The organism is Streptomyces sp. DSM 41931, assembly GCF_050271085.1.
GTDB classification, from domain to species: domain Bacteria; phylum Actinomycetota; class Actinomycetes; order Streptomycetales; family Streptomycetaceae; genus Streptomyces; species Streptomyces albogriseolus.
In genome coordinates this window covers 5,641,507-5,662,439 of record NZ_CP189902.1, presented here as the reverse complement: position 1 = coordinate 5,662,439, position 20,933 = coordinate 5,641,507, and the positions used below count along the sequence as shown (strand labels likewise).

The following is a 20,933-nucleotide window of genomic DNA, read 5'->3' as shown; positions in this document are numbered from 1 at the left end:
AGCTGATCGAGCTGTTGCCGGGCGGGTCGAGTCTAATCTTCCGCTCAACCGATCGTTCCCGGGGCGGTGCGTCGTACATCACCCGTTCGGCAGTACCCCCGTACGACGCCCTCACGACACGACTGTGCCCGGCACCTGAAAGGCGCCGGGCACAGTCACACCCCCGAAAGGGGCGCGGGACCGTATGAGGCCTAAGCCCGCCCCGCGGTCTTCTGCGTCTTCCGGGTGACGGCGTCGATGACGACCGTCGCCAGCAGCACACCACCGGTGATCATGTACTGCACCGGCGAGGCGATGCCTTCCAGCGCCAGCCCGTACTGGATGGACACGATGACCATCACACCGAGCAGCGCGTCCCACGTGCGGCCACGTCCGCCGAAGAGCGAGGTACCGCCGATCACCGCGGCCGCGATGACGTTCATCAGGAACTCACCGGTACCGGCGCCCTGGTTCGCGGAGGCGATCTTCGACGCCACGAACAGACCGCCCATCGCGGCGAACGTACCGGCGATCGCGAAGACCGAGATCCGGATCAGCTCGACGTTGATGCCCGCACGGCGGGACGCCTCGACGCTGCCGCCGAGCGCGAACACCTTGCGGCCGTACGAGGTGCGGCGCAGCACGAAGTCCGTGAGGACCAGGAAGGCCAGGAAGATCACCACGGCCAGCGGCAGGCCCTTGTACTGGTTGAACACGATCGCGACGGCGAAGGCCAGGATCGCGAGCAGCGCCGTCCGGACGATGATCTCGTTCAGCGGGCGGGAGGGCACCCCGGCGGCCTCACGGCGGCGGTTGTCGAAGAACGACGCCAGGAAGTACGCCACGGTCGCGAACAGCGCCAGACCGTACGCGGCGGCCACGTCGCTGAAGTAGTAGCTGGTCAGCTTGACGACCAGGCCCTCGGAGTCCAGGTTGATGGTGCCGTTGTCACCGAGGATCTGGAGCATGAAGCCCTGCCAGAACAGCAGGCCGGCCAGGGTGACGGCGAAGGCGGGCACGCCGATCCGGGCGAAGATGAAGCCGTGGATCGCGCCGGCGACCGTGCCGGTGAGGATCGCCAGTACGAGGGCGAGTATCTCGTTCATGCCGTGCGTGATGTTCAGCACGGCGAAGGTGGCGCCCGCGACACCGCTGACGGAACCGACCGACAGGTCGATCTCGCCGAGCAGCAGGACGAAGACGATGCCGACGGCGATCATGCCGGTGCCGACCATGGCGACGGACATGTCGGAGAAGTTGCCGGCGGTGAGGAAGTTGCCGTTCAGGCTGGTGAAGATCGCCCAGATGACCAGCAGGCCGACCACCACGGGGATGGAGCCGAGGTCACCCGCCTTCATCTTCCGCTTGAACTCGTTCCAGTAGCCCATCAGGCCCTGTTCGCGCACCAGCAGCCGGGGGTCGACCGCGGTGACCGCCTTGGCGGCCGCGTCGGGGTTCGCCACGGAGTGTTCCTCGGCGGTGGGGGTGGAGGTCTTCTCGGTGCTCACTTCGTGATCTCCCCATTGGTGCGCGCCGCACGACGGGTCACGGCGTTGTCCGTGGCGCCCGTGATGGCGGAGATGATTTCTTCCTGCGAGGTCGACTTGACCTCGAAGACGCCGTTGTTGCGCCCGAGGCGCAGGACGGCGACCTTGTCCGCCACGGCCTTCACGTCCGCCATGTTGTGGCTGATGAGGATGACCGCGTGGCCGCGCTCGCGCAACCGCTCGACCAGGTCGAGGACCTGCGCGGTCTGCTCGACGCCGAGGGCCGCGGTGGGCTCGTCCAGGATGACCAGCTTGGGCTCGCCGAGCATGGACCGGGCGATGGCGACCACCTGGCGCTGACCACCGGACAGCGAGGCGATCGGGATACGGACGCTGGGGATGCGGATCGACAGGGTGTCGAGGAGCTCGCGGGAGCGGCGCTCCATCTCCACCTCGTCCAGGACGCCGCGCCTGCGCAGCTCCCGGCCCAGGTAGAGGTTGCCGACGACGTCGATGTTGTCGCACAGCGCGAGGTCCTGGTACACCGTCGCGATGCCCAGGTTCTGGGCGTCGTGCGGCCTGTTGATCTGGACGGCCTTGCCGTCCCACTCGATGACGCCCTCATCGATGGGGTGCACGCCGGCGATCGTCTTGACCAGCGTGGACTTTCCGGCGCCGTTGTCGCCCACCAGGGCGACCACTTCACCGGCGTGGACCTCAAGCTCGACGTCGGTGAGCGCCTGGACGGCACCGAACCGCTTGGAGACCCCGCGCAACGCCAGCACGGGCGTAGCGGACACGTGAACCATCTCCTTCGCCGCCTGACCCGGCGGGAGGTTGTGCAAGGGATTGGGGGGTGTTCCGTCCGGCGCCCCGCGTAGCTTGCGGGGCTGGTGTGTGCGGGGCGCCGGCGGAAGCGTGTGGCAGTCGTCCCGTCGGGGAGTCCGGGTCTGCGGACTCCCCTTGAGTCACGGGATGGGGGACTGCTTACTTGAGGCCGATCTTGTCGCAGGCGGCCTTGTACTTGCCGGTGCAGATCTCCTGGACGGTGTAGATGCCGTCCTTGATCACGGTGTCGTTGATGTTGTCCTTGGTCAGCGAGACGACCGGGACGATCACCGAGGGGATGCCCTTGGTGGTGGGGCTGTCGACCTTGTCCTTGGCGAGGGAGTCCAGCGACTTGCCCTGGGCCAGCGCGACGGCCATCTCCGCGGCGACGTTCGCCTCCTGCGGGTACGGCTTGTAGACGCTCATGTACTGCTCACCGGTCACGATGCGCTGCACGCCCGCGAGCTCGGCGTCCTGGCCGGTGACCGGGATGTTCTTCAGGCCGGCGGCCTTGAGGGCGGTGATGATGCCGCCCGCCATGCCGTCGTTGGCGGAGTAGACGCCGACGATCTTGTCCTTGCCGAGGGCGGAGATGGCGCCCTCCATGTTGGCGTTGGCGTTCTCGGGCTTCCACTCCTTGGTGTCGTACTCGCGCCCGATCTTGACCTTGCCGTCGAGGACGGAGTGCGCGCCCTCCTTGAACATGGCGGCGTTCGGGTCGGTGGAGGAGCCGTTCATCATGACGATCTGGCCGCTCTTGGCCTTGTCGCCCAGCGCCTCGAGCAGGGCCTCGCCCTGCGTCTTGCCGACGGTCACGTTGTCGAACGACGTGTAGGCGTCGATCGGACCCTCGGCGAGGCGGTCGTAGGCCACGACCGGGATGCCCGCGTCCTTGGCCTTCTTCACGGAGCCGGCGATGGCCTTGGAGTCCACCGCGTCCACGATGAGCACGTCGACCTTGTTGGTCACCATCGTGTCGACCTGCTGGTTCTGCAGGCTGGCGTCCTGCTTGGCGTTGGCGTAGACGACCTCGCCCTTGTTGTTCGTGAGCTCCTTGACCTTCTTCTCGATCAAGGGCTTGTCGAGCTTCTCGTACCGCGCGGTCTGGTTCTCCGGCAGGAGCAGACCGACCTTGATGTTGTCGCCCTTGGCGGCGGAGTCGCCCGAGTCGCTCTTCTTGTCGCCGGACTCGGCGGCGCTGCCACAGGCGGCGAGCGAGACGGCCATCGCACCCGCGGCGATGGCGAAGGCGGCACGACGCATACGCGTGTTCACTTCTACAAACCTCCCTGACGAGGCCGCGTCGTTGCGGCCGAGGTGGCTGGAAGTCAACTCGGCCGCACGTGCGACGTCAAGAAGTAAATCCTTAACGAGATGGCAACGGTGCCATCCGTTCTCTAAGTGAAGGCAGGGGTGGAGGCGGCGAGGGACCCCGTCGCAGTTCCGTCCAGAAGGGTCGAATCGCCCATTTCGCTCAGCGCCAGCGCGAGGGCGCCCAGCACCTCCGCGCGGCCCCCAAGTGCCCCTGGAAGCACGGAGAGTTGGCGCGCGGCGCTGGGTATGGCGTAGCGTCCCACGGACTCTCTTATGGGGCCCAGGACCAGCTCCCCGGCCTCCGCGAGATCACCGCCGAGCACGACCCGGCTCGGGTTCAGGAGGTTGCAGAGATTGGCGACACCGCTGCCGATGTGGCGGCCCACGTCGGCGATCACCCGGCGGCATCCCGGGTCGCCGTCCCGGGCCATCCGCACCACGCTCTCCATGGTCAAGTCCGTGCCGTGACTGGGCTGGAGCAGCGGCAGCACATAGCGCGCGGCCGTGAAGGTCTCCAGGCAGCCCCGGTTGCCGCAGCGGCAGACCGGGCCGGACTCGTCGAGGGTGATGTGCCCTATCTCGCCGGCGGTGCCGCCCGGGCCGCGGTAGATCTTCCCGCTGATCACCAGACCCGCGCCGACACCGCTGGCGACCTTGATGTACGCCAGGTCGCGCACGCCCCGGCCGCTGCCCCAGACCATCTCGCCGAGGGCGCCGAGGTTGGCGTCGTTGTCCACGTGCACCGGCACGCCGAGCCGCCCCCGCAGCTCCTCGGCGGGGCGGGTCCCGGACCAGCCGGGCAGGATCGCGGTGGACCCGAGGGTGCCGGACTCCACGTCGATCGGTCCCGGCACACCGAGCCCGACGCCCGCGACCTTGGACCGGTCCACTCCGGTGGCCTCGATCAGCCGGTTGACCAGCTGTTCCGCCCGGTCGAAGCCCTGCGAGGACGAGGCGTCCACGTCCAGCGGCTCGGACTCCTCCGCGAGCACCTGGTGGGCCAGGTTGCCCACCGCGACCCGCAGGTGGGTGTGGCCGAAGTCGACGCCGATCACGATGCCGGCGTCCCCGCTGAGCGAGACGCTGCGGGCCCGGCGTCCCCCCGCCGACGTGGGGGTCACCTCGACCGTGCCGCCGTCCTTCAGCTCCCGGACGATGTTGGAGACCGTGGCCGCGGACAGTCCGGTCGTCCTCGCGATCTCCGCCTGGGTCAGGGACCCCGCCAGACGTACTGCTCGGACGACCCGCTCCAGGTTGGCTCGGTGCAGCGACGACTGCGACCCCGGAGTCTCCATTGACTCTCACCCTCATCCCTGGGCCCGCGTCACCTTGGGGCGACGGGACCTTGTACAAGTTATGAAGTCCAAACTCCGCTGAATCGCCCAGTGCCGTCAAGACCTTGACAGAAATCGGTTCCAGCCTGTGTCCGGCCGACTACCCGGGGTGCGCCACAGGGGTCCGGCCCCGGAGAGCTGTCTCTCCGGGGCCGGACCCCTGCGTACGACGGGTGGAGCGGCGGTGTGCGTCAGCGGAAGGTGCCCTGCGACACCGAACCGGCGATCCGCCGCTGGAAGACGCAGTACACGATCAGTACGGGCACCACCGTGATCACGATCGCCGCGAACAGCGCGCCGTAGTCGATGTCGTAGACCTGCGAGGACGCGTAGGCGGCCATGCCCTGGGTGAGGACCCACATGTCCTGGTCGGTGTTGAGCGCCACCGGCAGCAGGAACTGGTTCCACAGGCCCAGGAAGTTGAAGATCGCCACTGCCGCCATGCCCGGACGGGCCATCGGCAGCATCACCTGGAAGAACGCCCGCCAGTCCCCGGCGCCGTCGATCAGCGCGGCCTCGTACACGTCGTGCGGAAGGGACCGGAAGAACGAATAGAGGAAGAACATCGTGAACGGCAGCGCGAACGCGACATAGGTGAGGATCAGTCCGGGACGCGTGTTCAGCAGCCCGAAATTCTGCAGCTGGAAGAAAAGCGGAACGATCGCCAGGAAGACCGGGAACGTCAGGCCGGCGAGCATGACGTAGTAGATCAGCCGGCGGCCGGGGAACTCGAACCGGGCGAGAATGTAGGCGCACATCGCGCCGAGCAGCATCACCAGGATCAGTGCCGAGACCACGACGATCACGGAATTCAGGAAATACCTTCCGATGTTCGCGTCGGTCCACGCGTTCGCGTAGTTCTCGATCCTCCAGTGGTCCGGCAGCGAGAACGGCGACGAAAGGATCTCGCCGGTCGATTTGAACGACGACATCAGCACCCACAGCATGGGCACGATCACGATCACGGACCACAGGATCAGCAGGGCGTGCGAGATCGCCGCGAATCTGCGGTCGCTGCTCGCGGCGACGCGCGTCAGCTTCCGGTCCCTCGCCGGTTCACGTTCACCGGCCGTCTTCGGGTCGGCGGCGATGACGCTCACCCGGCACCTCCCTCGGCTGCGGCACGCCGAGCCTTGGACCCAGGTGCCTTCTTCTTGCTCTCGCCCTCGCCGCCGCCCGTGAGGCGGTTGACGAGGAACACCAGCGCCGCGAACACCAGGGTGACGACGGCGAGGACGACGCCCATCGCGGTGGCGTAGCCGAACTGCTGTTTGGCGAAAGCGACGTTGAACAGACGCTGGCTGATCGTCAGGGTCGAGTTGTCCGGGCCGCCGTTCGGCACCATCGCCTGGACGTAGACGAACGCGTCGAGGGCGGCGATGCCCAGGTAGATGTACGCCGTCTGCACGCTGTCCCGGATCGCCGGCAGGGTGATCGACACCGTGGTGCGCAGCCGGCCGGCCCCGTCGATCCTCGCCGCCTCGTACAGCTCGGCGGGGACGCCCTTGATCGCGGCGATGAAGAGCACCGCGTAGAACCCGACGAGTCCCCAGATGATGACGAACATCACGGCCGGCATCGCCGTCGCCTTCTCGCCCAGCCACGCGAACGTGTCGAACCGGTCGAGGCCGAGGCCCGTGAGGACGCCGTTGAGCAGCCCGGCGTTCGGGTCGTACATCTGCGCCCAGATCAGACCGACGATGATCGCCGGTACGACGTAGGGGAAGAATGAGACGATCCGGTAGAACGACGCTCCCCGGATCCCTCGGACGGGGCCCTTGCCGGGCCCTCCCAGGGTGATGGCCACGGCAACCCCGAGGGCGAGCGTCAGCGTCACCAGCGGCACGAAGACCGCGAGGAGGGCGACGTTGCGCAACGCCTTCAGGAAGATGTCGTCCTGGAACATCTTCGTGAAGTTGTCGAAGCCGACGAAGTTGTAGTCCGGGCTGAAGCCGCGCCAGTCGGTCATCGCCCAGAAGATCGCCTGGCCGAACGGGATCAGGACGAAGATCACGAAGATGGCCAGCGGGACACCGAGGAACGCGAGGAAGAACGTCACCCGGTCGAAGGTGAGCTTGCGGCGCCGTGGCCGCCCACCGCGAGCGGCCGGCTCGGGCCGGCGGCTCGCGGTCTCGGCAGTGGGGATCGTGTCCTTCATCGCGGTGCTAGCTGACCTTGACCTTGTCGACGGAGTCGTCCTCCCGGACCTTGTCGGAGATCTTCTGCAGGGCCGAGGTCAGCCCCTTGGCGTCGAGGTCACCGGCGAGGAACGAGTTCCACGGCACCAACTGGTCGGTGTTCATCCCGTAGGTCTCGACGAACATGTAGTTGAAGATGTTGGTGCCCGCGGCCTCCAGCATCGTCGTCTGCGAGACGAGGGCCGTCGATCCGTAACCGTCGGCGGGCACGGTGCCCTTGACGATCGTCGGGGCCAGCTTCGTCTTGGAGAAGTTGGCGGCCGCCTTCTCCGACAGCATCGCCCGCAGCACCTCCTTGGCGCCGGCCGGGTTCTTGCCCTGCCGGGGCACGATGAACGGCTCGCCGGCGGCCGCGCGGAGCGACTCCCAGGGCAGCGCCGGCTTGTCGGTGAGCGTCATCGACGGGAAGCCGGTCATCTGGAAGTCGGCCTTCGTGGCCTTCTTCATCTCGTTCTCGATCCAGCCGCCGGACGGGTAGAGCAGCGCCTTCTGGTCGTTGCTCCAGATCGCCTGCGCCTTCTGGAACTGGGTGCCGGAGCCGCCGGGGACGAACATCTTCTGCTTGACCATGGTCTCCATGACCTTGATCACGCCCTGGACGGCCGGGTGCGACCAGCAGCCCTTCTCCAGGTTCTCCAGGGCCAGCCGGACCTCGTCGCCGCCCTCCTTGATCGCCGAGTCGATCAGGAGCGTGCGGTAGTAGGTCGCCGCCTCCTTGCCGTGGACGAAGAGGTACTTGCCCTTCTTCTTCGCCTTCTGGCCGAGGTCGAGCGCCTCGTCCCAGGTCTTCGGCGGGGTCCAGCCGTTCTGCTCGAAGAGGGTCTTCGAGTACCAGACGCCGTACACGGTCATCACGTAGTTGAGCGCGACGAACTTGTCCTTGAACGTGCCGGGGGCCTTGACGCCGGGGTAGACGATGTCGGCGATCTTCTTGCCCTCGTAGGTGTTGGCCTCGAAGAGGTCGTCGAGTTCCTCCAACTGGTCGAGGATGCCCAGGAAGCCGATCTGGTCCTCGCCGGAGTTGTCGATGAGGTCCGGCGGGTTGCCGCCGACGAAGCGGGGCTGGAGCTGGGGGGCGATGTCGACGACCGGCTCGACCTGGACCTTGAGGCCCTTGACCTGGCTGCCGAGCACCTGGTTGGTGTAGTCGACGTAGTCGGTGCCGTAGCCGCCGTCGAAGATGGCCGCCTCGACCGTGGAGTTCGCGGCGACGCCGAACGGGTTCGTGGCGCTCTTCTCGCCCTTCGGGCCGCCGTCGCCGTCGCTGTCCTTGCTGGAGGGAGAGCTGCACGCTACCGCGAACGAGCCCATCGCCGCGGTGGCGATGGCCCCGCGCAGGAGCGTCCGCCTGTCAAGAGAGCCGGCACGAATGGTCATCTGCATCCTCACTGATCGATGGGCTCTGTACGGGTGTGCTGCGTGTGCGCCCGCCGTGGCCGGACCGGTCCTGAGCCGGCCGCACGGGGGGCGTTGTCGCCGTCGTCTCGGAGCCGCGGTGCGGCGCCGATGATCAGCTGAGCGATGCCGGCACCACAGTCGCCGGGGCCGGAGCGGCGGTCGCACTCCGCCTGATCGGATCGCGGTGGCCTACGCCGGAAGTGGATCCCATGCTCAAGTCCTCGCCTTCTCCAGGACTCAGGCGGTGAACCGGATCCTTCCCGGCACCGCGTTCGGGTCACGCTGGGTCGTGCAGGAGGTGCGGCTGGTACTGGTCGGGAGCGGTGAAGACTGTCCCGGAGTGCCGACAGGTATAGTCCACTTCACGCCGACGGAGCAAGATCGAATGCAAGGTTCCCCTTACGTCTTTTCCGAGTTGAGACCTCGCGGAAATAGGAGCCTCGGGCACCTTGCGCCACGGGAAAGCCCCCGCCATCGCTCCTGAATGCCACAATCAACCCCTTGACATCACAGTCCCCTTGACCCACTACTGTTCCTTGCGCACTGCAATTGACAACGTTGTCCAGGGCAGGGAGGGTGCTCGCGCATGCAACAGAGAGTTCGGCACAGATGGGGAACGGCGGTCGTCGCGACGACCGCCTTCGCTTTGGCCGCGGGCTCACAGGGCGTCGCCGTGGCGCTCCCCGAGGCGCCGCCGGGAACCGACCGGGAGTTCTCCTCGTCGTTCGAGTCCGGGGACCCCGCCCCGGACTGGCAGAACACCGTCGACACCACGCGGGGCGGCGAGAAGCGCGCCTCGGGCGTGGACGGCGGCTACAGCTCGGGCATCCCGGGCAACGTCACCGACCATGTCACGGACGTCCGCGCCAGCGCGGAGAACACCGGCGGCGGGGAGGTGAAGGAGAACCTCGTCGACGGCGAACCCGGCAGCAAGTGGCTGGCGTTCGAATCCACCGGCTGGGTGGAGTTCGACCTGGACGCCCCCGTGAAGGTGCTCCGTTACGCCCTCACGTCCGCCAACGACGCCGCCGAGCGCGACCCGAGGGACTGGACCCTCAAGGGCTCCACCGACGGCGAGAACTGGCAGACCCTCGACACCCGCTCGGGCGAGACGTTCACGCAGCGCTTCCAGACCAAGCTCTACGACATCGACGCCTCCTCCGTCGCCGAGTACCAGCACTTCCGGCTGGAGATCACCAAGAACGGCAGCGGCGGCATAGTCCAGCTCGCCGACGTCCAGTTCTCCACGGGTGACGACGAGGCGCCGATACCGCAGGACATGCTCTCGCTGGTCGACCGCGGCCCCACCGGCTCGCCGACGGCCAAGGCGGGCGCCGGGTTCACCGGCAAGCGCGCCCTGCGCTACGCCGGCCGGCACACCAGCGACGGGCGGGCGTACTCGTACAACAAGGTGTTCGACGTCAACACGAAGGTCGAGCGGGACACCGAACTGTCGTACCGTATCTTCCCGTCGATGGCGGACGGCGACCTCGACTACGACTCCACCAACGTCTCCGTCGACCTCGCCTTCACCGACGGCACCTATCTGAGCGACCTGCGCGCCACCGACCAGCACGGATTCCCGCTCACCCCGCAGGGGCAGGGCGCGTCGAAGATCCTCTACGTCAACCAGTGGAACAACGTGGTCTCCCGGATCGGCTCGGTGGCCAGGGGCAAGACCGTCGACCGGATCCTGGTGGCGTACGACTCCCCCAAGGGCGAGACCAAGTTCCGCGGCTGGCTCGACGACGTGTCGCTGAAGCCGGTCAAGCCCGAGCGGCCGAAGGCCCATCTCTCCGACTACGCGGTGACGACCCGGGGCACCAACTCCAGCGGCAGCTTCTCGCGCGGCAACAACTTCCCCGCGACGGCCGTGCCGCACGGGTTCAACTTCTGGACCCCGGTCACCAACGCCGGTTCGCTGAGCTGGCTGTACGACTACGCACGCGGCAACAACGCGGACAACCTGCCGACGATCCAGGCGTTCAGCGCGAGCCACGAGCCGAGCCCCTGGATGGGCGACCGGCAGACCTTCCAGGTGATGCCGTCCGCCGCCTCCGGCACCCCGGACCTGGGCCGTGAGGAGCGCGAACTGGCGTTCCGGCACGAGAACGAGACCGCTCGGCCGTACTACTACGGGGTGCGGTTCGAGAACGGCCTGAAGGCCGAGATGGCACCGACCGACCACGCGGCGGCGATGCGCTTCACCTTCCCCGGCGACGACGCGAGCGTGCTCTTCGACAACGTCACCGACCAGGCCGGCCTGACCCTCGACGAGGAGAACGGCACCTTCACGGGCTACTCGGACGTCAAGTCCGGGCTGTCCACGGGCGCGACCCGGCTGTTCGTCTACGGCGAGTTCGACAAGAAGGTCGTCGAGGGCGACGCGAGCGGCGTCAAGGGATATCTGCGCTTCGACGCGGGCGAGGACCGCACGGTCACCCTGCGCCTGGCCACCTCGCTGATCAGCGTGGACCAGGCGAAGGACAACCTGCGCCAGGAGATCGGCCCCAAGACCTCCTTCGAGAAGGTCAAGCGGGACGCGCGGAAGCAGTGGGACAAGATCCTCGGCAAGGTCGAGGTCGAGGGCGCCACGCCGGACCAGCTGACCACGCTCTACTCCAGCCTGTACCGGCTGTACCTGTACCCGAACTCGGGCTTCGAGAAGGTCGACGGTAAGTACAAGTACGCCTCGCCGTTCTCGCGGATGCCGGAGCCGGACACGCCGACCCACACGGGCGCGAAGGTCGTGGACGGCAAGGTGTACGTCAACAACGGCTTCTGGGACACCTACCGGACGACCTGGCCGGCGTACTCCTTCCTCACCCCGACCAAGGCCGGTGAGCTGGTCGACGGGTTCGTGCAGCACTACAAGGACGGCGGCTGGACCTCCCGCTGGTCCTCCCCCGGCTACGCGGACCTGATGACCGGCACCTCCTCGGACGTCGCCTTCGCGGACGCCTACGTCAAGGGCGTCGACGGCTTCGACGCGAAGGCCGCGTACGACGCGGCGGTGAAGAACGCCACGGTGGTGCCCCCGTCGTCCGGTGTGGGCCGCAAGGGCATGGCGACCTCGCCGTTCCTCGGCTACACCAGCACCGAGACCCACGAGGGCCTGTCCTGGGCCCTGGAGGGCTACCTCAACGACTACGGCATCGCCAAGATGGGCGAGGCGCTGTACCGGAAGACCGGCGACAAGCGCTACCAGGAGGAGTCGGCGTACTTCCTCGACCGGGCGCAGGACTACGTCAACCTGTTCGACTCCGAGGCGGGCTTCTTCCAGGGCCGTGACCTCAAGGGCGACTGGCGGGTGAAGTCCTCCGCGTACGACCCCCGGGTGTGGGGCTACGACTACACGGAGACCAACGGCTGGGGCTACGCGTTCACCGCCGCCCAGGACAGCCGGGGCCTCGCCAATCTGTACGGCGGGCGCAAGGGCCTCGCCGAGAAGCTGGACGAGTACCTCTCCACGCCCGAGACGGCCTCCCCGGACCTCAAGGGCTCCTACGGCGGCGTCATCCACGAGATGATCGAGGCGCGCGACGTCCGGATGGGCATGTACGGCCACTCCAACCAGGTGGCCCACCACGCCCTGTACATGTACGACGCGGCCGGGCAGCCCTGGAAGACGCAGAAGAACGTGCGCGAGGTGCTGTCCCGCCTCTACACCGGCAGCGAGATCGGGCAGGGCTACCACGGCGACGAGGACAACGGCGAGCAGTCCGCCTGGTACCTGTTCTCCTCGCTCGGCTTCTACCCGCTGGTGATGGGCAGCGGCGAGTACGCCATCGGCTCCCCGCTGTTCACGAAGGTCACCGTGCACCTGGAGAACGGCCGCGAGCTGGTCGTCAAGGCGCCGAGGAACAGCGCGAAGAACGTGTACGTGCAGGGGCTGAAGGTCAACGGCAAGCGGTGGAACTCCACGGCGCTGCCGCACGCGGCCATCGCCAAGGGCGGCGTGCTGGAGTTCGACATGGGTCCGCGTCCGTCGTCGTGGGGCACCGGCAAGAACGCGGCGCCGGTGTCGATCACCCAGGACGACGAGGTGCCGGCGCCCCGCAAGGACGCCCTGAAGGGCGAGGGCGAGCTGTTCGACAACACGTCGGCGACCGGTGCCACGGTGTCCACCGTGGAGCTGCCCGTCACCGGGGACACCAAGGCGGTGCAGTACACGCTGACGTCCTCGGACCACACCAAGGCGCCCAAGGGCTGGGTGCTGCAGGGTTCGGCCGACGGGGAGCGGTGGACGGACCTGGACAAGCGGACGGACGAGTCCTTCCGCTGGGACCGGCAGCTGCGTGCCTTCTCCATCGACGCGCCGAAGGCCTACGGGCACTACCGGCTGGTGCTGACCGGTGAGGCGGCGCTGACGGAGGTGGAACTGCTGAGCTGACCGCCGGCGCACAGGGGGGTCCGGGCATCACCCGGGCCCCCCTTCTCAGTGGATGGTCCGTCCCCGCTCGTCCGGCACCCCGGACTTGCGCAGGAAGTAGCTGTTGATCTGGTCGCGCCACTCACGGGCGCTGCGCAGCTGCTCCTCGAACCGCTCGGCCACGCGGGCGTGACGTGCCGGTTCCACCAGGTCCGCGAGGCCCGCCCACACCCGGCGGGCCTCCTCGGCCTCCTCGACACCCTCGAAGTGGGTGTCGTAGATGTGCTGGATCACCGTCTTCCCGCCGGCCAGCACATGGCCGTACGGCACATGGTGGAAGAACAGCAGCAGCTCCTCCGGGCAGGTGTCCGGGAACTCGTACACCTCGGCCCACGGTGTGGCGTACTGCCCGGTGTACCCGGTGCCGGTCGCCGTGGAGCGGTCGACGCCGACGCCGTCCCGGTCGGCGAAGTGGTAGGTGCCCCAGGGGCTGTACTCGTAGCCGTCGACGCTCGGCCCGTAGTGGTGGCCGGGCTGCACCATGAAGCCCACGCCGAGCGGCGCGGTGTACTTCTCGTACGTCGCCCAGGAGCCGTCCAGCACCGCGTGCAGCCCCTCGGCCAGCCGCTCCGGTGCCCCAGGGTGGGTCAGCGCGATCCACTCGTCGAGGACGGCCCGTGGATCCGCCGCCGGGTCCCAGGCCAGCCGTCCGAAGGTGTAGAGGTTGGCCTGGGCGAGCGGGTGGCCGGTCCAGAACGGGTCGTCGCCCGCGTTGGACACGGCCACCAGCCCGTCCGCCAGCCGCCCGGTGCTCACCTCGCCGTCCGGCCGGAACCGCAGCACCTCGCTCCACATCGGTCCCAGCCAGCACACGTGCCGCTGCTGTCCGGTGTACTCCTGCGTGATCTGCAACTCCACCGCGAGCCGCGTGTCCGGCATGGCGCCGATCAGCGGGGAGACCGGCTCACGCACCTGGAAGTCCATCGGCCCGTGCTTGACCTGGAGCACCGCGTTGGGCGCGAACGCGCCGTCCAGCGGGGTGAAGTGGTCGTACGCGGCCCGTGCGCGGTCGGTCGTGCGGTCCCGCCAGTCCTGGTGGTGGTCGTAGACGAAGGCCCGCCAGTGCACCGTGCCGCCGTACGGCTCCAGCGCGGCGGCCAGCATGTTGGCGCCGTCGGCGTGCGAGCGGCCGTAGGCGAAGGGGCCGGGCTGCCCCTCCGAGTCGGCCTTCACGACGTACCCGCCGAAGTCGCCGATCTCCTCGTACACCCGGCGGGTCGCCTCCGCCCACCAGTCCCGGACGGCCTCGTCCAGCGGGTCGGCGGTGGGCAGGCCGCCCAGCACCGTCGGCGCCGCGAAGGTGACCGACAGATGGGTGCGGATGCCGTAGGGACGCAGCACGTCGGCGATCGCGGCCACGTCACCGATCCGGTCGGTGAGCAGACGCGCCTCGGTCGCGTGCACGTTCACGTTGTTGACGGCGAGGGCGTTGATCCCGCACGCGGCGAGCAGTCTGCCGTACGCCCGCACCCGGTCCAGGTCGCCGCGCGCCCTGCCGTCCGCCCAGAACAGCGAACCGCCCGCGTAGCCGCGTTCGACCTGGCCCATGACGGGGTGCACGGCGACGTTGTCCCAGTGGTCGAGCATGCGCGTGGCGTACGCCGGCCGGTGCTCCTCGCGAGCCCGTTCACCGGCGAAGGCGTCCTCGCCGAGCCGTACGACGTGGAACAGGCCGTACAGCAGCCCGCGTCCGCCGGACGCGGTGACGGTGGTGACGCCGTCCCGGCGTTCGAGCGTGAAGCTCTCGTCGTCCGGTGCGTCGGCCGCTTCGAGGACCAACTCGGCGTCCTCGCCGCCGTCCCTCACGACCCGGCCGCCGAACCGCTCACAGGCGCCATTCAGTTCGCGGTGGACCGTGTCGGTCCACAGCCCGTCGCCGGCGCGGATCAGCGTGCGCCGGCTGCCGACCGCCCGGAACGCGGCCGGCGGCAGCCAGGCCGCGTCGAAGTCCCCCGAGTACGTCGTCCCGGTCATGCGGTGAACTCCTCCCGGGTCTCGGTGATCAACGGGCGGCCGGCGCGCAGCAGGGAGAGCAGCAGCGGGGCGGCGAGGAGGGCGGGCAGCGCCTCGGTGAGCAGGGCGGTGCCGGCGGCCGTCAGGATCAGCAGCGAGAGGGCGCCGAGAGTGGCACGGGGGTGCCTGAACAGGAAGTACGCGGCGAGGCGTGCGGTGTCCCGGGCGCGGAACGCGAACAGGGCGGTCAGCACCAGCGCGTGGGCGCCCCACAGCAGACTTCCCACGCCGGTCACGGCGAGCAGGAACGCCCACCAGCCGGGCAGTCCGGTGGCCGGGAAGTGGGTGAGGGTGAACGCGATGACCGTGAGCCAGCCGAGCAGCGGCGCCCACAGCTTCAGCGCGGGCCCGGCGCCCAGCCGCCAGCCGCGCAGGAAGACACGGGACGGGCGGAGTTCGGTGAGGTCGCCGCCGCGGTGGTGCAGGGCGTAGAGGGCCGCGGCGGCGGACGGGCCGAGGGGCAGCAGGCAGAGGGCCGCGAGCGGCAGGTTTGCGGGGTCGGGGGCGAGCAGGAAGAGGCCGGCGAGGCCCGGTGCCGCGGTGAGCAGCAGCAGGGCCTCGACGGTGACGAGGGTGTGGATCAGCGCGGCGGCCCGGGAGAGCGGGCCGGCGCCGAAGGCGTCGGCGCGTACGGTGCTCACGCCGCCTCCCCGCCGAGCAGCCGCCGCTCGTCCCACCAGGGCGGGGTCTCGTCGTCCACCGGGGTCAGCTCCACGAGGGTGATCTCGTGGCGGGCCAGGGTGAGGACGAGGTCCGTCCGGCCGTCCTCGACGGGCAGCCGGCCGTGGCCGCGGGCGGGCTCGGACGCCTCGTGCAGCAGGTCGAGCTGCCCGGGGCGCGGGGAGCGGGGGGACCCCATGTGCCGCCAGGCGGTGTACGCGTTGCCGCGCTCCTCGTCGACGGAGGAGCGGCGCACGAACACCTCGCCGCGCCCTCCGCCGCCGACCGGGAGGGACAGGCGCAGGGTGTGCCGGTCCGGGCCGGGAGTCTCTCCCGTGGGGTCGACGGGGGCCCAGGCGAGGACGGTGATCCGGCCGTCCGCGTGCCGGGTGACCAAATGGTCGTCGCCGCGCGTCAGTCGCTCCTCCCCCATCCGCGCCATGAACGCGTACAGATGGTAGGTCGGCTTGCGGATCTGGCGGTGGGTGAGCAGGCCGAAGCCGCCGTGGAACAGGGCGGTGGGGATGCCGGTCTCCTCGAAGACGTCGCTGAACGTCCAGTAGGAGAAGGAGTCGGCGTGGTCGCCGCCCGCCGCCACCACCGGGGCGAGGTAGGCGGCGTGGAACGCGGTGTCGTGGATCAGGTTGTCGGGCCGGTAGGAGGAGTTGAACTCGGTGATGTGGACGGGCAGTCCGGCCAGGCGGGTGCCCGCGAGGGCCTTCCGCGGCTGGGCGAACTGGTCGAGCAGGGTGCTCGCCGGCGCGAGGGTCTGGTGGGTGCCGAAGGGGACGGGCTGCGCGGGCCCAGAGGCGTAGGCGTGCCGGGACACGAAGTCCACGGGCACGTCACGGCGTTCGGCGAACGCGGCGAACCGCTCCAGCCAGCCGTCCGCGGCCGGCGACAGCGCGGGCCCGCCGACCGCCAGCTCCGCGTCCACCTCCTTCACGGTGTGCGCCGTCGCCTCGTACAGCCGGTGGTAAGCCGCCTCGTCGGCGTCCTTCCAGAAGGGAGGCAGGTCCGGCTCGTTCCACACCTCGACGGGCCAGGTGCGCACCTCGTCGAGGCCGTAGCGGTCGATCAGGTGGGTGAGGAGCGCGCGCACCAGGCGCGTCCACTCCTTCTCGTCGGCGGGCGGGGTGACGTTGCCCTCCCACCAGAACACCGTCTGCGTGCCCGACGCCATCTCCCGTGGCATGAAGCCGAGTTCGAGGAAGGGGCGGATGCCGGTGGCGAGGAGGGCGTCGAGCACCTGGTCGAGGTAGGTGAACGAGTGGTGGGTGCGGCGGGCGCCCTGCCACTCGTAGGGGCGGTGGACGCCCATGCCGTCGCTGAGCAGACCGTGGCCGCGCAGACGGCGGAAGCCGATCTCGCGCTGGAGCAGGGCGAGGGAGTCCTGGTAGTCGCGGCGCAGGGCCAGGTCGAGGCGGCCGGTGCCGACGCAGGCGCGCCAGGCCTCGGACAGCCGGCCGGCCGGTTCCGCGGGCACGCGGATCACGCGTTCTCCTTCTTGAACCGCTCGTACGCCTGGTTGTGCAGCTCGATGTAGCGGTCCATGTTCTTGGCCTTGAGCTCCTTGACGTAGTCGTCCCACTCGGAGAGAGGGCGCTTGCCGAGGACGAAGCGCAGGGCGTTCTGCGTGACGTGGTCCTTCAGCGGGGTGTCCCAGAGGGTGGCCTGCTCCTGCTCCTCGGCGCGCAGCGGGTGCGGCGGGTCGGTGGGCAGCTCCTTGCGGGCGGCCATCGCGTCGGTGAACTTCCTCTCGTCGGGGCCGAACGAGGAGGACACCAGCCTCCAGCTGCCGCCGTAGGTGAACACGCCGTTGTGGAACCCGAAGTCCTTCTGCAGGTCCTTCGGGGCGTCCGGGTCGGAGCCCATGAGGGAGATGCCGGGCTCGAGCCGGTAGCCCGCGCCGCCGGACCGGGTGAACGTGGTGTTCTCCACACCCCACTTGCAGAACTCCTGGCCGGCGTCGGAGTACCAGAGCCAGTCCACGAACTGCATCAGGGCGACGAAGTCGTCCCGCTCCAGCGCCTTGCTGGAGATCATCATGCCGTTCTCCAGGCGCCCGCCGCCCATGACGACCGGGCCTGCCGGCCCGAGCGGCACCGGGATCATCTCGATGGTGGCGCCCTTGACCTGCCGCTGGAGGTTGTAGCGGTAGTTCTGCACCAGCTCCTGCGCGTTGGCGCTGATCGCGAAGGCCCTCTCCCCCAGCAGCTTCCTGACCGCCTCCTCGTCGGTCTGGGTGAAGCTCTCCGGGTCCATCAGCTTCTCCGCGACCAGCTTGCGCAGGTACTCCACGACCTGGCGGAAGGCGTCGGTGGCGCCGGTGAAGACGAACGTCTCCGCCGTGGCGTCCCAGGTGGTGTTCAGGTACGACCAGCCGGCGCGGACGCCGTGCGCCTGGCCGAGATACTGGAACAACGCGCCTGCGGGAAAAGGGGTGTTGGTGCTCCAGCGGTCGGTGAGCGGATAGCGGTCCGGGTACTCCTCACGGAGCGCCTTGAGGGTCGTATACACCTCGTCCCAGGTGGTGGGGAGGGCGAGGCCGTGCTTGTCCAGGATGTCGGTGCGGAAGGACAGCGAGTACTGCTGGCGGACCTTCTCGTGCAGGCCGGGGAGCAGATAGGAGCGGCCGTCGGACTGGCGCAGCGAGTCGACCTCCGGCTGGAGGTTCCATCTCCTGACCTTCTCCCGGAAGTTGGGCATCAGGTCGATGTACTCGCTGACCGGCAGGATGGCGCCGGAGGAGACGAAGGCGGTCTCGGCGCCCGGGTAGGTCTTGGGGATCAGCAGCGGGGCGTCGCCCGCGCCGATGAGAAGGCTGCGCTTCTTCTCGTAGTCGCTCAGCGGGACCGGGGTGGCGTCCAGGGTGACGCCGGTGCGCCGGGTGAGCTCCTTCCAGAACAGCCAGCTCTCCTTCATCGGGTAGTTGGGGTTGTCGTTGTGCAGGACGGTGAAGGTGAGCGGCTGGGTGGCCTTGAACTGCTGTCCGGCGCGGTAGTTCTTCATGGCGCCCGTGCGCTTCTTCGACAGGTCCTTGGCGTCCTCGCCGTCGCCGCTGCCGCAGCCGGTGAGGGCGGCGAGGCCGATGAAGCCCGCGGCGGCGAGTATCTGGCGCCGGGAGAGCTGTCCGGTGTTCTTCACGGGGACTCCTGTGACGTGGGGGTGGACTGCGGGGTTGGGGGGAGCGCCGGCGGTCGTCAGCCCTTGACCGCGCCGAGCATCACGCCGGAGACGAAGTAGCGCTGCACGAACGGGTACACGCAGAGGATGGGCAGCGAGGTGAGCACGATCGTCACCGCCTGGATGTTGGCGTTGACCTGGGTGAGGTTCTCGGTGGTGGCGCCGGCGCCGGTGCCTCCGGTGGCGCCCGCGAGGAGGTTGCGCAGATACACCGTGACCGGCATCAGCTCGGTGCGGTCCATGTAGAGGAACGCCGAGAACCAGGAGTTCCAGAAGGACACCGAGTAGAACAGCACCATGGTCGCGACGACCGCCTTGGACAGCGGCAGCACGATCCGCAGCAGGACGCCGTAGGTGCTCAGGCCGTCGATCTGGGCGGCCTCCTCCAGCTCCGACGGCAGGCTCTCGAAGAAGGCCTTCATCACCAGCAGGTTGAAGACGCTGATCGCGTTCGGCAGGGCGATGGCCCACACGCTGTTCTTCAGCCCGAGGCTGGTGATCAGGACGTAGTTCGGGATGAGGCCGCCGGTGAAGAACATGGTGAACACGGCGATCCCGACCAGCGCGCCGCGGCCCTTGAGGTGGTGCTTGGACAGGACGTAGGCGTAGCAGGTGGTCAGCACCATGGCGACGGCGGTGGCGACCACCGTGTAGAGGACGGTGTTGCCGTAGTTCCGCCAGAACATCGAGTCGGAGAAGACGATCTCGTACGTGGTGAGGTCGAAGCCCTTGGGCCACAGCGTCACGTCACCGGCGCGGATCTCCTTCTCGCCGCTGAACGAGCGGGCGACGATGTTGACGAACGGATACAGCGTGATCAGCACGACGAGGGTGAGGATGACGCCGTTGACGCCCTGGAAGACGCGGTACCCCCGGGAGGGGCGGATCGTGCTCACCACAGGCTCGTCCCGACCGTGCGGCGCGACAGCTGGTTGGCCGAGGTGATCAGCACCAGGCCGATGACCGCCTCGAACAGGCCGATGGCGGCGGCGTAGCTGAAGCTGTTGGACTCCACACCCGTGCGGTAGAGATACGTGGAGATCACGTCGGCGGTGGGATACGTCAGCGGGTTGTACAGCAACAGGACCTTCTCGAAGCCGACGGCCAGGAACGTGCCGATGTTGAGGATCAGCAGCGTGATCATGGTGGGGCGGATGCCGGGCAGGGTGACGTGCCAGATCTGCCGCCAGCGGTTCGCGCCGTCGATCCGGGCGGCCTCGTACAGGTCCTCGTCGATGGTGGTGAGCGCGGCGAGGTAGAGGATCGTGCCCCAGCCGGCGGTCTGCCAGATCTCGGAGCCGACGTAGATGGTGCGGAACCAGTCGGGCTCCTGGATGAACCGGACCGGGTCGTGCCCGAACCAGCCGAGGACATGGTTGACCGGGCCGTCGGTGGCGAGCATCTGCATCGTGATGCCGGCGACGATCACGATGGACAGGAAGTGCGGCAGGTAGGACACCGACTGCACGAATCGTCTCAGTGACCTGCGGCGGACCTCGTTGAGCAGCAGGGCGAGCACGATCGGGACCGGGAAGCAGAACAGGAGCGTCAGTCCGCCGATCCACAGGGTGTTCCGGAAGACCTGCCAGAACGTCGGGTCGGACAGGAACATCTCGACGTAGCGCAGGCCCACCCAGTACTCGCCGAGGATCGAGCCGCCCGGCTCGAACCGGCGGAACGCGATCACGTTGCCGATCATCGGCAGATAGCGGAACACCAGGAAGAACAGCAGCGGCAGCACGGCCAGCGAGTAGAGCTGCCAGTCCTTGCGCAGCGCACGCCGCCAGCCGGTGGGCGAGGGCGAGCGGGTGCGCCGGCGGGGCGGGGGCGTCGGCGGCGGGTCCTGTGTGCCCGGAGGTGGAGCCGACGTGGTGGAGCTGCTCATTGCCCGGGCCTCCCGTGCCTCACACAGAACCGAAACTTTCGAGCGCCTACCGGTAACTCCGCGGCAACCTATGAGTGGTGGTAAGCGCTGTCAATGGGTGCCGCACGAGCGACTTTTGCCTGTACCGGAGGCGCACGGAAGTCCGGAACGAACCGCTGTTGGACCCGGCGAAGATCTGTTACCGTCCACCGAAATTTCCTGCGGCATGCCCGCAACGAT

Annotated in this window: 14 protein-coding genes; 1 reads left to right on the top strand and 13 read right to left on the bottom strand. The window is 68.6% G+C overall.

The features are described from left to right. Nucleotides 1-191 precede the first annotated feature (191 nt). The 7 genes from ACP7TJ_RS25985 to ngcE all read right to left on the bottom strand — a co-directional run bounded on the left by ACP7TJ_RS25985 (nucleotide 192) and on the right by ngcE (nucleotide 8,451). On the bottom strand, nucleotides 192-1,487 hold the full coding sequence (locus ACP7TJ_RS25985) for a sugar ABC transporter permease (protein ID WP_093766281.1): 1,296 nt from the start codon (nucleotides 1,485-1,487) through the stop codon (nucleotides 192-194). Beyond that, on the bottom strand, nucleotides 1,484-2,275 hold the full coding sequence (locus tag ACP7TJ_RS25980) for an ATP-binding cassette domain-containing protein (RefSeq protein ID WP_167743800.1): 792 nt from the start codon (nucleotides 2,273-2,275) through the stop codon (nucleotides 1,484-1,486). The genes ACP7TJ_RS25985 and ACP7TJ_RS25980 overlap by 4 nt, the downstream gene beginning before the upstream one ends. Nucleotides 2,276-2,453: 178 nt before the next feature. Continuing rightward, nucleotides 2,454-3,557, bottom strand: coding sequence for an ABC transporter substrate-binding protein (locus ACP7TJ_RS25975; RefSeq protein ID WP_167743862.1), 1,104 nt, complete (start codon nucleotides 3,555-3,557; stop codon nucleotides 2,454-2,456). A gap of 134 nt (nucleotides 3,558-3,691) precedes the next feature. After that, a complete protein-coding gene (locus ACP7TJ_RS25970; RefSeq protein ID WP_093766284.1) occupies nucleotides 3,692-4,903 on the bottom strand; it encodes an ROK family transcriptional regulator in 1,212 nt (403 codons plus the stop codon). Between the two features lie 230 nt (nucleotides 4,904-5,133). Next, on the bottom strand, nucleotides 5,134-6,042 hold the full coding sequence (locus ACP7TJ_RS25965; RefSeq protein WP_189908943.1) for a carbohydrate ABC transporter permease: 909 nt from the start codon (nucleotides 6,040-6,042) through the stop codon (nucleotides 5,134-5,136). Then, on the bottom strand, nucleotides 6,039-7,100 hold the full coding sequence (locus tag ACP7TJ_RS25960) for a carbohydrate ABC transporter permease (RefSeq protein WP_093766286.1): 1,062 nt from the start codon (nucleotides 7,098-7,100) through the stop codon (nucleotides 6,039-6,041). The genes ACP7TJ_RS25965 and ACP7TJ_RS25960 overlap by 4 nt, the downstream gene beginning before the upstream one ends. Nucleotides 7,101-7,107: 7 nt before the next feature. Next, complete coding sequence (gene ngcE, locus ACP7TJ_RS25955; RefSeq protein WP_318295967.1) at nucleotides 7,108-8,451, bottom strand: N-acetylglucosamine/diacetylchitobiose ABC transporter substrate-binding protein; 1,344 nt, start codon at nucleotides 8,449-8,451, stop codon at nucleotides 7,108-7,110. Nucleotides 8,452-9,124: 673 nt separating this feature from the next. On the opposite strand from ngcE, the gene ACP7TJ_RS25950 reads away from it, so the two are divergent. Further along, nucleotides 9,125-12,931 (top strand): GH92 family glycosyl hydrolase, encoded by a 3,807-nt coding sequence (locus tag ACP7TJ_RS25950; RefSeq protein WP_427765736.1) that lies wholly within the window; start codon nucleotides 9,125-9,127, stop codon nucleotides 12,929-12,931. A 45-nt stretch (nucleotides 12,932-12,976) separates the two neighbouring features. Here ACP7TJ_RS25950 and ACP7TJ_RS25945 read toward each other — a convergent pair whose 3' ends face one another. The 6 genes from ACP7TJ_RS25945 to ACP7TJ_RS25920 are packed head-to-tail and all read right to left on the bottom strand — an operon-like array spanning nucleotide 12,977 to nucleotide 20,714. Next, the gene (locus ACP7TJ_RS25945; RefSeq protein WP_370165449.1) at nucleotides 12,977-14,944 is read right to left on the bottom strand and encodes an alpha-glucuronidase; all 1,968 of its coding nucleotides are present in this window, start codon (nucleotides 14,942-14,944) and stop codon (nucleotides 12,977-12,979) included. Then, nucleotides 14,941-15,624 carry a hypothetical protein gene (locus ACP7TJ_RS25940; protein WP_367496324.1) on the bottom strand — a complete coding sequence of 228 codons (684 nt, stop codon included), beginning with the start codon at nucleotides 15,622-15,624 and terminating at the stop codon, nucleotides 14,941-14,943. Before ACP7TJ_RS25940 ends, ACP7TJ_RS25945 begins: the two co-directional genes overlap by 4 nt. After that, on the bottom strand, nucleotides 15,621-17,138 hold the full coding sequence (locus ACP7TJ_RS25935) for a GH39 family glycosyl hydrolase (RefSeq protein ID WP_189908938.1): 1,518 nt from the start codon (nucleotides 17,136-17,138) through the stop codon (nucleotides 15,621-15,623). Before ACP7TJ_RS25935 ends, ACP7TJ_RS25940 begins: the two co-directional genes overlap by 4 nt. Next, the gene (locus tag ACP7TJ_RS25930) at nucleotides 17,135-18,790 is read right to left on the bottom strand and encodes an extracellular solute-binding protein (RefSeq protein WP_367561093.1); all 1,656 of its coding nucleotides are present in this window, start codon (nucleotides 18,788-18,790) and stop codon (nucleotides 17,135-17,137) included. Before ACP7TJ_RS25930 ends, ACP7TJ_RS25935 begins: the two co-directional genes overlap by 4 nt. 56 nt (nucleotides 18,791-18,846) lie before the next feature. Next, nucleotides 18,847-19,728, bottom strand: coding sequence for a carbohydrate ABC transporter permease (locus tag ACP7TJ_RS25925; RefSeq protein WP_093766293.1), 882 nt, complete (start codon nucleotides 19,726-19,728; stop codon nucleotides 18,847-18,849). Then, nucleotides 19,722-20,714, bottom strand: coding sequence for an ABC transporter permease (locus ACP7TJ_RS25920; protein ID WP_167743791.1), 993 nt, complete (start codon nucleotides 20,712-20,714; stop codon nucleotides 19,722-19,724). The genes ACP7TJ_RS25925 and ACP7TJ_RS25920 overlap by 7 nt, the downstream gene beginning before the upstream one ends. Between the last annotated feature and the right edge of the window lie 219 nt (nucleotides 20,715-20,933).